A 12,168-nucleotide genomic window follows, 5' to 3' on the forward strand; every position below is an offset into this window, starting at 1 on the left:
CCGCGGTGAACGGCCGACGGTGGAACGGGTGCGCCTGGAACTGGGTCGAGGCAGTCCGGCGCGGGTCGGTGCCTTGCTCGACCAATGGTGGGAGCAACTGGCGGAGCGCTTGCGCGGCGAAACGCGCTTGCCGGACCTGCCAGCGGAGCTGGCGCAAGCCTTCGTGGCAATTTGGCAGCAGGCCATCACTTTGGCCCAGGGCGTGGCTGAACAGGGGCTGGCCAGTCAGCGGCAGGTGCTCACGGAAGAGCGGGAAGCGCTGGTCGCGTTGGAAGCCCGCGCCCGTCTGGACGTTGCCCAAGCACGCCAGCAGACGGGAGAGGCGGTGAGTGCGCGACAACGCGCAGAAACCCGTCTGGCTGACTTGGAGCAACTGCTAGCCCAGCGACTAGCGCAGATCGATGATCTGCGTGGCCAACGCGACGAGCTGTTGGCTCAGCGCAACGAGGCGCGCGGACAGGTCGTAAACCTCCAGCAGCAGGTTCACGACGCCCGGGTGCAAGCGGAGCAGGCGCGTGAAGAGCAGCAGCGCTACACCCGCGAGGTTGAAGATCGCGCTTATCGGGAAATTGACCGTACCCGGGAAGAGAACAAAGGCTTGACGCTGCAGTTGACGGAGAGCAGCGGCAAACTGCAGGTGATGCAGCAAGCTTTGACGACGAGCCAAGGGGAATTGAGTGCAGCGCGTGAGCAACGCAGCAGCGCCGAGCGGCTATCGCGGACCGCAATTGAGCAGTTGGAGCAGGTACGGACGACCTCGCTGCAGCTGGATGAGCAGCGGCAAGTCCTGCAGGAGCGAGTGCAAGTCCTGTACGGCGAGTTGGCTGATGCACAGCGCAGCGCGGTGGCGCAGCAAGCGCGCGCCGACACCCTGGAGACGCAGCTCTCGCAGTTGCGGCAGACATTGCAAAGTAAGCATCAGCGCACTCGACCCTGAGGCGCCGACTGCCGACCTACCCCGTCCGCGGCTCGCAGATGCTGTGCGTCGTTCCATGCCACCTTGTTCCAGGAGCTGTTGATGAACCACGATAACCTGCAGTTTGCCCACGATAGGCCGATCGCTCGGCAACAAGACGACCGGCTGGATCGAGCCGACTTTGCTCAACGCCTGGCATGGGCTGTCAGCTCCTGGAAGAACCAGGAAAGCCTGGTCATTAGCCTTACCGGCAGTTGGGGAAGCGGCAAAAGCTCGATTAAAAACATGACTCTAGAGCAGTTGGCGAGCATTCAAGGTTGTCAGGTGATCGAGTTCAACCCCTGGCAGTGGGCCGGCCAGGACAAGCTAAGTAGTGCCTTCTTCGAGGAGATCTCTCGGGCAGTTCAGCGCCAGGACTCAAGCAAGGATGACAAGCAACTTGCCAAAGTGCTTCGGCGCTATGAGCAGCGCCTGAACGCGGGCGTCAGTGTCCTCAGCCATACCGCCAAATGGGCGCCGATCCTGCTCGGCTCGGCCGTGATGACCACCGCCCTGGGCAGCATTGCGCAAGGCACTACTGCACAGGTGACCATTTGGACGCTCAGTGCGGCCAGCTGGCTGGGGAGTATCGCCCCATGGCTGAAACAAGGGGCTGAATGGTGTCTCAAAAAGGCGAACATCCTTGATCAGCAGGCCAAGGACAACGAGATGACCCTCCAGCAGATTCGCGCAGAACTGCAACAGTTGCTCAGCAAGCGCCAGCAACCGCTGTTGATTGTCCTCGATGACCTGGACCGGCTGTCCACCGAGCAGCTGAAAGATATGTTCCAATTGGTCAAGGCGCACATGGATTTCGCCAATGTGGTGTTCCTCTTGTTGTTCCAGCGTGACACGGTCGAGCAAGGCCTTGCCCGTGCAGGGTTCGACGGCGCGGATTACCTGGAGAAAATCATCCAGGTACCGTTCAGCGTACCGGCGATCTCGACCAATCAGCTGGAGGAGATCCTGCTCAGCAGGTTGAATGACATCCTAGCCAGTGAACCGCAACTGCAACAACGCTTCGACAAGGCGTATTGGGGGCAGGTGTTCCAGCGCGGGATGCGCCCTTTTTTTGGCAACTTGCGCCATGTCTATCGCTACGCTTCCACCTTGGCGTTTCATTGCCGGCTGCTTCGTGGTACCGAGGTGGCGGAGATCAATGCGGTCGATTTGTTTGCCCTGGAGTGCCTGCGGATCTTCGCACCGGAAACCTACGCAGCGATGCCGCGCTACAAAATACTGCTCACCGGCAGCGAGCCCTACGCTCGACAGGATGAAGCGCAACGCAACCGTATTATTGAGGTCATTGACCAACTGGTGAAGCTTGCCCCGGAGGTTCATCAGCCGGCCACACGCCAGTTGCTCCAGGAAATGTTCCCGACCCTGGACTGGGTGTTCACTCGAACGCAGCACGATCAACCCATCCAGCTCCGCTGGCTCATCGACTCGCGGGTCTGCTGCGAGGAAGTGTTTGATCGCTATTTCGAACTGTCGATTCCCACGCAGGAGCTTCCTAACTCGCTGTTGCACGAGTTCGCCCGGCGGATCACCGAGCCAGAGGACTTCGCCAGCTTACTGTGCACATTCGAAGATCACCGACAGGCGGGAATTCTGCAGCGCTTGCTGGGCCTTGTGGACGAGTTCCCGCTCGATCAGTCACCGGCCGTAGTGCAATCTTTGCTACGGGCCGGTGAGCAAGTGGGCCGGCGCATGTCGCACACCCACTGGTCGCCGCGCGAGCAAGTCGTACGCTTGCTGCGGCTGTTCCTGAAGCGCCACGCGCAAGAGAGTACGCGCAGCCAGCTGGTTGTCGAGGCGTTTCACGCAGTGCCCAGCCTGCCCGTGGCCGACCAATTGCTCGCCGCAGACTATGCGCTGCGCCGCAGAGGCGATATCGGCATGTTCGACGATGCGGGGCTGGAGCAACTGAAAAACTTGTACCTGGGTACCGTACGCCAGGTGGCAAGTGCAGACCCTGATGCGTTTCTGGGTGACGAAGACCTATCTTCCTATCTCACGGACCTCAACCGCTACGGCACCGGCGGCGATGAGGGGCGCGGCTGGGTGGAGCAGCACGTCAACTCACCGAGCCGATTCCTCCAGTTCGCACGGGGATTTACCAGTTTTCAAAGCTCGTACACCGGCGGCAATACGACTTATACGGCCTACATTTCGCCAAGTACCTTGGAATACATGATGGGGCTCAGTCGCTGCGCTGAGTGGGTTGAGCGGTTGGAATCGATGGGATTGGGTGACGACGATTCGGAAACGCTAGCGCTGGTCAAGGACGCTTTGTCGCGTCATGCACAAAGTGAGGCCACCATACAAGAGTGACGCGCACAGGACGGGAGAAGCTGGCAAGGTCGGTAAGGCCAGTCATTGTTGGCGTGTGTGGTGAGCGAGACCATCAGTGCTCCCGCAAATGATTGAGGTATGACCGACTGTTCAACTTAGCGTGATGATGTAGCGCGCATGGCGGGGCCTCACCGATTACCTCCCACGCGCCCTGCATCGGCCGGAGCGGGTCAGCGAAGCCAACCGCGTGGTCAGGGCCATGGGTTATATGCCCAATCAGCCGGCTGGTGGCCATCCTGCTGCCAACCATCATCAATTCCATCTTCACCACAGCTGTGCAAGCTATCATGGATCGCTTCACGGAAGCTCGCTACTGGCAGTCGTGCTCGGTGGCGTGTCAATCACGGCGATGTCCGGATGCGTCGGATTTTAGTGGCTTCGCCATGATGGCGAGCGGCTGGCTATGGGCTTTTTCGCCTCCATGCCCGGAGGCGCTGCGAAAAGGGTACTGTACTGATTTGCGCGTGAGGTGGATTCCGGTCTCCTTCGCCGAGCAGCCTGAATGGGCCCTCACCGAGCGCGCAATGGAAATACATACTATGGCGTTGAGATTTGCCGGTAATGTGGTGATTGTGTCCTTTCAGCCTGAGACGCTGCTCTGTTCAGGAGAACGATATGCCAAACAAAAAGTGCCTCACCGAACGGGAGATTCGGAGCCTTGAAGACGAGATTCCAGCAGTCGCCGCAGATGCAACTCATGCAGCCTATCTGCGAGCGATCTCAGCCGGGCATACTGTTATAAAGGTGCAGGGCAATTACCTCGTTGAGTGTAAGGCCGACAGGCCCGCGATGGTTGTCGGCAACGCCAAACCACGCCGCAAAGTGAGCGTTGGCCATGCCATTCAGGTCCGCCGGTTAAGCCCCAGTATTAGTGTCTAGACTTTATGTTCTTATGAGTTCAAAACCGTCGAAAAAATTCATGCCGCGTTAACTGTGCGGTGGCCGCGGCGAGCGACCAACGGTGGAGAAGGCAGCACTGCCGGTCGAGCTGCAAGCACGCGTGGTGTCGGCCACATGGCACTCTCGAATGACTCGATCTCCAATAGAGGGATACGACAGTTGGTCGAAGCATGAACAAATACGTGCCGCTGTAACACGCGCCGGCATCACTCGTTGGTTGGCAATCGATGACGACCCTAATCACAGTTGGCCAGCCCGCGACTATCGTCTGATACGTTGCGAATCCACCATGGGGCTAGGCAGCGAAGCTACTCAGCTGGAGTTGCGTGCCAAGTTGCAGGCGCTGGTAGACACCTCTGATGGCTAGTACTGACGACCACCAGTGCGGGAAGATATCACCCGATTGATCCGGGATAACGAGAGGATCATTGCCGAGAATCGCCAACAGGCGAAAGAGGCCTCGCAACATCGCGAGGCCCTCGAACGTCTGCAGGGTGATTTGGGCATTGCCCATGCCGCTACTGCCCGTGCGGAGGGTGCCTAGGAAGTGCTCGCAAGCCAGCTAGAAGCGATATTTAGAGGCTCGTGGCGCTCAGTGAGGTCGCAGCTGCGAAGCTGAGGGCGGAGGGTATGGCACACAAGCTCGTCAGCTCAGAAGCAGAACATACAGCGTTGCGTGCATCGAGTGGGGTGGATGATCCAGAGGCGTAGCGCTGAGAACCTTTAACCAGTAGTGCAGTATGGAATACATTTGTACTCCACCAGGATTCGTAGCGCGCGATCCGAGCCTGGTGGCATCCATGCGAAACCAGCGCTTGTCATACCTTCAAATTTCAGGCGTATGAGTACCTGCAAATCGCCACCGCAGGTGAAGACGTCGCCCAGACCACAAGCCGAAAGTAAGCACCGCAACGACTAAAGCATGGGGCGTGAAGGGTATTATTGAGTCTCGGGGCTGCGAAGGAACGCAACATACTGGCCCAAAGGTGCTCAGCAGGTACGAACATGACGAATCGCTCAGTTCTCCGTAATATGTTGGCACATCGCCATACAGGAGTTCAGCGTAATGCCTACAGCCTCCATCCCCGCATATAAGGCAGTTTCACCCCTGCTCGCAAGAAACGCTGTGCCGAGAACAGGTACCGACAATCTGCCAGGCTATTACTCGACTCAGCACGATATGTGGGTTGTTGAGACACCTAATGGTACTCAGCCCATTATTGCTCGTGGAGCGCTGGACGAGCTTCTCACCAAGACGAAAGTCAATAGTGAAGAGGATGACGACTCGTTCGTGACGCTCGAAACGCTCACAAAAACATACTCCAAGCCCGAAAGTGACGACGATCTCACCTCCAATGGGCAGGCCTCTCATCTGCTCCAACTGATGACCAAGACTGATACGGTGATCGAAGAGGATGACCCGGGCGACAGCTACGCCATGCTGGAGCTGATGACCAAAACCGAGGCAGAGCTTGAGCACGATGATCCAGGGGATATGCAATTCGGCCTCGATGAGCGCTTTTACCTGGATTGAGGCTTTCCACCATGTTTCTGCTGGTCACTAATCGCCGCGACATCACGATGGACTTCGTCGTCGCAGAGCTCCAACGGCGAGGCTTGCCTTATTTCAGGCTTAACACTGAACTGCTCCCTCTGTCCCGAAGCACGTTGGGCGTGAGTGCCATGGATGATTGGGCAATTGAGCTGGAGGGGAAACGAATTACGGGGCGTGACATTACCGCTGCATATTTTCGCAGGCCTGGCGCGCCACAAGCACCTGAGGCAGTCATGGATACGGGTGAGCGTGCCTACATTGAAGCGGAATGGAGTAGTTTCCTGAAGAGTCTCTATTTCCGATTGGAGGGTTGCTGGTTCAGTGACCCTACTCAGATTTTTCTGGCTGAAGATAAACCGCGACAGCTCCTAGTTGCGCGGCATCTCGGTTTCAATATTCCTGATACCGCCATCACTAACGAGTTGAAGCCGGCCGAGTTACTGACAGCAGAGGGAAGGGCAATTGGGAAGCCTCTGCGGCAAGCGGTATTGCCGGGCGTGCTGGAGAAGGTGATGTTCACCTCACGACTGCAGCCATTGACCGAAGCAGATGCGCCTGCCCTTGGCCTTGCCCCGTTGATCATTCAGGCTGAAGTGCCAAAAAAATATGATGTTCGTGTCACTGTCGTTGGTGCTCAGGTGTTCGCCACCGCCATCTGGTCTCAGGATAACGAAGAAACCGAAGTTGACTGGCGACGGGGTAGCCGCCCGGACTTACGACACGAGGCCATTAGTTTGCCCGATCAAGTGGCTGCTCAATGTCGAGAGTTGGTAAACCGTTTGAACCTGCGGTATGGCGCTATTGATCTGGTATGCGACACAGATGAAAAGCTGTGGTTTTTGGAGATCAATCCAAACGGTCAATGGGCGTGGATCGAAAATCAAACCGGATACCCAATTGCTGCGGCAATCGTTGATGAGCTGGAGATGATCCGAAATGGCCCGCTTTAATAGGCAGTTGCTTTGGCCGACACTGGCTTCACCTACGCCTGAACAGGTTGTGGCAAATGACCAAATGCGCGCCGGGTGGAAAGCATCCGTCAACGACGGCAATTGGGATCTGCAGAGCGAAATAGCGTTGGAAGAGGCGCGCCGGATGTACGACGCCGAACAGGAGCGTCGTAAAGGTGCTGACACGAAAGCAGGGGTCTATCTTGCGGCAGTAACCGCACTCATCCCAGTGTTGGTGTCGTTATTGCCGACCCTTTGGAGCGACAAGACCAGTAAAGCCCTTGGCGCCCTGTCGCTAGTAGTGTTTGCGCTTGCAGTGGCGTATGTCCTTCGAGCGGGGTACAGCGCGTTCTGCGTACTGCGCGTGAGCAATGCCCACACGGTGGGGGCCGGCGACATTTCGCGTTGCTGGAGTACGCAACAACCCGCCGCGAGCTTGGCCAAGTCTATCGCTATCAAAGTCATCGAAAACTACCCAGGCAACAACGCCAAGGTTAGCCATATCAAGCTGGCGCATGCCTACCTCCTGCGAGCGTTTTTCATTTTCACCGTGCTGCTGGCTGTACAGGCGCTGTGGCCTTGCGCGACATGGGTAATAGAAGAGGTTTCCAAGCTGATGGCACCTGATGTGAGACAACCCCTAGTGATGTGTTTTTCCTGAGCAAGCACCACAAACGAGCAGACCTGGCTCGATGTCACTGTGATAGTGCAGATGGAGCGGCTCAAATCCGGCTATTCAACAATTTATGAAGAAGGGATGCTCATGTATTTACGTACGCTGGATGTTCAGGGCTTCAAATGCTTTGGGGAGCCGTTCTCGATCGAACTCCATGACGGCCTGAACGTTCTGGTCGGCGAAAACGGGGCCGGCAAGACTGGCGTCGTCAGCGCGATACGACAGCTCTTCAATGACTCCGAGTCGGGCAAACGGGTTATCAGTGAGCGTGATTTCTACAGGGGATTTGGCAAGGATGATGTCGCGGCTGAGGAGATCAAAATTCAGGCGACCTTCTCCGGTCTGGACAAAAACGACGTCATTGCGTTTGACACCTGGTGCGGCAACCAGCCCGAGGCAACACTCACGTTCACGGCCCTAAACCAGGAGTCTCGTGGTCGGTTCAAACACCATACTTACGGTGGCCACGAGTACACCAAAGCGTTTGAAACCGAGAAATTGGACTATGTCCACTGCGTTTACCTCCCACCGTTACGTGACGCTGAAGTCAAGCTGCGAGAAGGGCGCCAGTCTCGCTTGGCGCGCCTGCTCAAAGCACTCTGCCGCAAGGACATAGACGCTGCTAGAAAAGCCCGCGTTCCGCATCCGCTTGAGCAGCATGTCGGAGACTTCAATCGCGAGCTGTCAGAGAGCGACAAGTTCGCGATCAAAGCAGCTAACCAGCGAATTGGTGAAAGTCTAAAAGCTGCCCTGGGCGCTCACCTGTCTCAGGGCACAATGATCCAGTTCTCGGAGGTGAGCTTCTCCCGAATCGTGGAAGGGCTGAGGCTCCTTTACTTCCCGGATCTGAGCAAAGCTGACGCCGCTCAATTTCGGGCGCTGGAAGAGAACAGTCTGGGCTACAACAACCTTCTGTACATCGCCTCCATTCTGGCAGAGCTGACCTACGAAGCAGATGAAGGGCAGGGCGAGAAAACGTACCTACGCCTGCTGTTGATCGAGGAGCCGGAGGCGCACCTTCATCCCCAGCTTCAGCTCCGGCTCCTTCGGCACCTCAAGAAGGCCGCTGAGGCTCGCGGAATGCAGGTGATCATAACCACCCACTCGACTGTGATCACCTCTGCGGTATCTGTAGATCACGTTATCCACCTGTCCAACCTGAGCCGCCCCAAGGCAGTGCCCCTCAGGAAATGCGGCCTGCCCGAGCAAAGCCGACACTTTGTGGACAGATGGCTTGATGCTACGAAGTCCAACCTGCTCTTCGCCAAAGGCACGATACTAGTCGAGGGCATAGCGGAGGCCATGGTCTTGCCAGCGCTCGCCAAGATCGTACTGCAGCCCTTCGGCGACGGGCGAAATTCCCTGGACGACTACGGTGTGTCGGTCATCAATCTGGGCGGAATCTATTTCAACCACTTCATGCAGCTGTTCTGCAACGTCAAAGCCGAGCATCAAGGTGAAAACATCCCTGTCAGGTGCTCAGGATTGACCGACAACGATCCTCCAAAGTCAGTGATTGAGGACAATAGAGCGGGTGGTCAAAAGAACGTTCCATTTCTGCCCCATGCAGACAACTGCATCGTCGGCAACAACCCGGCGCTGGCTTTGCAGAAGCACATAGGCCTGTCAGAGTTTGGACGGTTGTTTGCGGGGAAGTACAAAACCTTCGAGTACGACATTGCAATGGAAGGCGACAACCTCAAGACAATGCTGATCGTCGCTGCTGGCCTCTGGCAGGCCCAAGATGGGCCGGTGGTCAAAGGTCTAAAAGCAGACGCGGAACTCGATTTTGCTGCTATGACCTCCGCCCAGCGGGCGCCTTACGCCGCCGCATTACTGGATCGTATTGACTCTGATGACATTGGCAAGGGCATCTACGCTCAAACCTTCGCCGACGTACTAGAGGCTAATGGAGCCGGCTTTGTGGTACCGGTGTACATCCGCCAGGCCATCCTCTGGGCTTGCGGTCTGGAAGAGGGTGCGGCCTGATGGCGGCAGAAGATAAGGCAGCCCAAGTGGGTGCAGCCGACATCGAATTCACCGACCGGCAGCAGAGATACATTGATGCACCGTTGGATCGGCATGTGTACCTGAGAGCCTGCCCTGGTAGCGGCAAAACTGAGGTCGTGGCCGCCAAGGTATGCAAGATTATCCAGGAGTGGAACCATCACCCTTCCGGAATCGCTTTGCTCACCTTTCTCAATAGTGCTACCGAAGAGCTCCAGAGCAGAGTTTATAAGTACCTGCGCGAGCCATTGGGCTTGCCGCACTACATCTCCACCTTCGATAGTTTCGTGCTAACACACCTGCTTTCGAGTATCGCCAGCGAGATCACGGGCTTTCAAGGCCGGGATGGCGACTTCCGTATTCGGATCATCGACAAGTCCGCTGATATCTACCACACGCGCATCAAGATCTGTGGACGCACCGTATCAGCCTGTCGATACAACTACGATAAAGGATCCAAACGCTACGTCTTTTCGACCAACGACCGGAAGTGGGATAACGAAGCCAACCTCGCCCAACAGGACGAGGCCGACCAGAAGGCACTGTTGGCGACCAAAAAACGGCTTTGGGCCGCTGGCTTTGCAACCTACGGTGACATTGATATTCTCGCTTTGGTCGGGATGCAAGAAGAAAAATTCAAAGATTACTTCTCGCGTATTGCACGCCGATTCCCGTTGATCATCGTTGATGAGTGCCAAGACTTGTCGGCAGAGCAGCTTTTGATCGTCAAAAGACTGAGCCTACTAGGCGTGAAATTCCATTTTGTAGGTGACCTTAATCAGTCAATTTATGGTTTCAGGAAATCGAATCCTGCAAACGTGCGTCGGCGCATGGAGGAGCTTGGCTTTGAGGAGTACGTCCTCAACGAGAATTGGCGAAGTGGTCAAGCCATTGTAGATGTGTGTTCCAACATTCTTCAATCCGACCGTGTGGTGGGAAATCCTCGAATCGCTTCAGTAAAGCCAAGGGTCGTCGAGTATCAGAACTGCCCGTCGGAGGTGCTTCCAGCCATTCGAGAAATGAGCCTGATACATGACAAGGTGGTGGTCGTCGCGCGCGGACATACAACACTTCAGCGCTTACGTACTGGTAGAGCTTTCGAGGGCATCGAGCTGCTGGCGCTGGCCTGCATAAACCTCAAAGCAGGCAGGTTGACAGACATAGCGCAATGCCTGGAAACATTCGGTAAGTGGCTGGCGGCCCGGCTAGAACTGCAGGTGACGAAAGCAGGCCCTTACTGCCCTATGGATATTGAGTCAAAACTGACGTGGCGTATATTCCTTCACGACGGTCTCCAATTCTTGGTGGAACACGGCGTCGGAGATGGTAATCAGACTTGGTCGGACTGGGCCCGGGCAGCAAAAATTGCGCTTGGAAAGCTGCCAGATCAAACATTCGTACCTGTAGAGGTGCGTGAGCATTTAGAAGGCCTGAAAGGCCTTAATTTGCGAGCCCGTTCTGGGCAGGGGAAGATGCTGATCTCCGAAAGGTTGGTCGGGGTACCCGATGTGGTCGCCCAACGTGACTGCCTGCGTTTCGAGACGATTCACGGGGTCAAGGGTGAAACACACGACGTGACCGTGGTTGTATCGTCACAGAAACCGGGCGTGCATCAGTCGCACTGGAAGGACTGGCTGCGTGACCGGACTTCCGAAGCTGCGAGATTTGCCTATGTGGCGAGCTCGCGGCCGAAGCATGTGCTGATTTGGGCAGTGAAAAAATTGAAGGCTGAAGATCGGCTGGTGCTTGAGGGCCTGGGATTCGAGCTCCCGTAGATGATTAAGGCAGGAGCGACCTAAGCGTTAATCGCGATGGGGAGGCGTTCCACAGGGTCAAGACACCGCAAGGTGGCTGGATTCCGCGCCCCGTTACAGCGTTTGGTGGCAAAGCTCCTGTCGCCATGATCACAACCAGGCTGGGAACGGACACGGTCATCGAGTTTATCAGGCGCTTGGGGCATGGGTTTGTGGCCTGAATGACCGCAGATAGAGTCGATCTGCTGATGAGCTGCAACAGCAAAGGTAAGCGTTGATGAGGGTAGGGGCATCGCCCCTAGTTTCGTAGCCACCTCCAAGCCTCATAATTGCCCAAATAGGAGGAGCCATGAGTCGTCAATGCCCGGTGCGCATCAGAGAGTTAAGGCATTACTTGAAGGAAGCACACCCCTGAAGCGCTCATGAGATCATAAGGATCAGGCTCAGCTGACTACCTTAGAGGTGGTCAGTTGAATCTCATTAAACGTAGCATCCTTCCTTGCCGACCGAAGCAATCGCGGATCGCGTGCGTCAGGCCCGTTTAGCATGCGTGTCGCTGTCACTCGTGCAATGAAGACGGCGACTATTTTGATGCCGACTGGGCGAAATCGCTGCCCGTTGATTTGAACGCAAGAGGACTCATCAGTTGGAGATGCCGCCAGGGATCATCGCGTCATTACTGATGTGCGACTGATCGGACGTTGCGGCCCGCTAAGCTAGAGTGAAAAACAAAAGGCTCAGTAGCAACGACCCCGCCTTCTTTGTCTGGCGGACAATGTGGAACGGGTTTCAGGTGAGTGCAAAACAGCGCTGGTTGATCAAGGTTGGACCTATAGCTCGCTGATGATACTCCGATTCATCGGTTTCGGAAGAAAGCGCGAGTGCGATCCTGCCCAATGTCCTGCGCGCGCGCTTTTCATGTATTCACCAGAGGCCTCGAAACTGATTGATATCTGCTGTTTGTGAATAACGATACTCCTCAGGTGAAAAGCGTCCCTGTGGACCAAACAGTAAAT

General features: G+C 56.3%; 10 protein-coding genes. All 10 read left to right on the plus strand.

From position 1 onward, the window contains the following. Positions 1 to 937: DNA-binding protein (locus ACK59H_RS21600; protein WP_409264900.1), on the plus strand; the 937-nt coding region annotated here is incomplete at its 5' end. An 81-nt stretch (positions 938 to 1,018) separates the two neighbouring features. After that, the gene (locus tag ACK59H_RS21605; protein WP_213660813.1) at positions 1,019 to 3,289 is read left to right on the plus strand and encodes a P-loop NTPase fold protein; all 2,271 of its coding nucleotides are present in this window, start codon (positions 1,019 to 1,021) and stop codon (positions 3,287 to 3,289) included. A gap of 248 nt (positions 3,290 to 3,537) precedes the next feature. Beyond that, positions 3,538 to 3,972 carry a hypothetical protein gene (locus tag ACK59H_RS21610; RefSeq protein WP_213660814.1) on the plus strand — a complete coding sequence of 145 codons (435 nt, stop codon included), beginning with the start codon at positions 3,538 to 3,540 and terminating at the stop codon, positions 3,970 to 3,972. Between the two features lie 299 nt (positions 3,973 to 4,271). After that, complete coding sequence (locus tag ACK59H_RS21615; protein WP_213660815.1) at positions 4,272 to 4,577, plus strand: HAD domain-containing protein; 306 nt, start codon at positions 4,272 to 4,274, stop codon at positions 4,575 to 4,577. Positions 4,578 to 5,276: 699 nt separating this feature from the next. Beyond that, positions 5,277 to 5,744 (plus strand): hypothetical protein, encoded by a 468-nt coding sequence (locus ACK59H_RS21620; RefSeq protein WP_224372301.1) that lies wholly within the window; start codon positions 5,277 to 5,279, stop codon positions 5,742 to 5,744. An 11-nt stretch (positions 5,745 to 5,755) separates the two neighbouring features. Next, complete coding sequence (locus ACK59H_RS21625; protein ID WP_213660816.1) at positions 5,756 to 6,715, plus strand: hypothetical protein; 960 nt, start codon at positions 5,756 to 5,758, stop codon at positions 6,713 to 6,715. Further along, complete coding sequence (locus ACK59H_RS21630; protein WP_213660817.1) at positions 6,702 to 7,376, plus strand: hypothetical protein; 675 nt, start codon at positions 6,702 to 6,704, stop codon at positions 7,374 to 7,376. Before ACK59H_RS21625 ends, ACK59H_RS21630 begins: the two co-directional genes overlap by 14 nt. Positions 7,377 to 7,478: 102 nt before the next feature. Next, complete coding sequence (locus ACK59H_RS21635; protein WP_213661154.1) at positions 7,479 to 9,380, plus strand: ATP-dependent endonuclease; 1,902 nt, start codon at positions 7,479 to 7,481, stop codon at positions 9,378 to 9,380. Continuing rightward, positions 9,380 to 11,173: a UvrD-helicase domain-containing protein gene (locus ACK59H_RS21640; RefSeq protein WP_249746252.1), complete on the plus strand. Its 1,794-nt coding sequence runs from the start codon at positions 9,380 to 9,382 to the stop codon at positions 11,171 to 11,173. The genes ACK59H_RS21635 and ACK59H_RS21640 overlap by 1 nt, the downstream gene beginning before the upstream one ends. Before the next feature lie 80 nt (positions 11,174 to 11,253). Further along, positions 11,254 to 11,373 carry an antitoxin Xre/MbcA/ParS toxin-binding domain-containing protein gene (locus tag ACK59H_RS21645; RefSeq protein ID WP_213661156.1) on the plus strand — a complete coding sequence of 40 codons (120 nt, stop codon included), beginning with the start codon at positions 11,254 to 11,256 and terminating at the stop codon, positions 11,371 to 11,373. Positions 11,374 to 12,168 lie beyond the last annotated feature (795 nt).

It is taken from the genome of Pseudomonas sp. KCJK9000, assembly GCF_046230725.1.
In the GTDB taxonomy this organism is placed as follows: Bacteria; Pseudomonadota; Gammaproteobacteria; order Pseudomonadales; family Pseudomonadaceae; genus Aquipseudomonas; species Aquipseudomonas promysalinigenes.

Excerpts from the sequence above, each read along its gene's own strand:
- ACK59H_RS21640 (WP_249746252.1), top strand. The coding sequence starts at position 9,380 with ATGGCGGCAGAAGATAAGGCAGCCCAAGTGGGTGCAGCCGACATCGAA.
- ACK59H_RS21625 (WP_213660816.1), top strand. The coding sequence starts at position 5,756 with ATGTTTCTGCTGGTCACTAATCGCCGCGACATCACGATGGACTTCGTC.
- ACK59H_RS21605 (WP_213660813.1), top strand. The coding sequence starts at position 1,019 with ATGAACCACGATAACCTGCAGTTTGCCCACGATAGGCCGATCGCTCGG.
- ACK59H_RS21630 (WP_213660817.1), top strand. The coding sequence starts at position 6,702 with ATGGCCCGCTTTAATAGGCAGTTGCTTTGGCCGACACTGGCTTCACCT.
- ACK59H_RS21635 (WP_213661154.1), top strand. The coding sequence starts at position 7,479 with ATGTATTTACGTACGCTGGATGTTCAGGGCTTCAAATGCTTTGGGGAG.
- ACK59H_RS21620 (WP_224372301.1), top strand. The coding sequence starts at position 5,277 with ATGCCTACAGCCTCCATCCCCGCATATAAGGCAGTTTCACCCCTGCTC.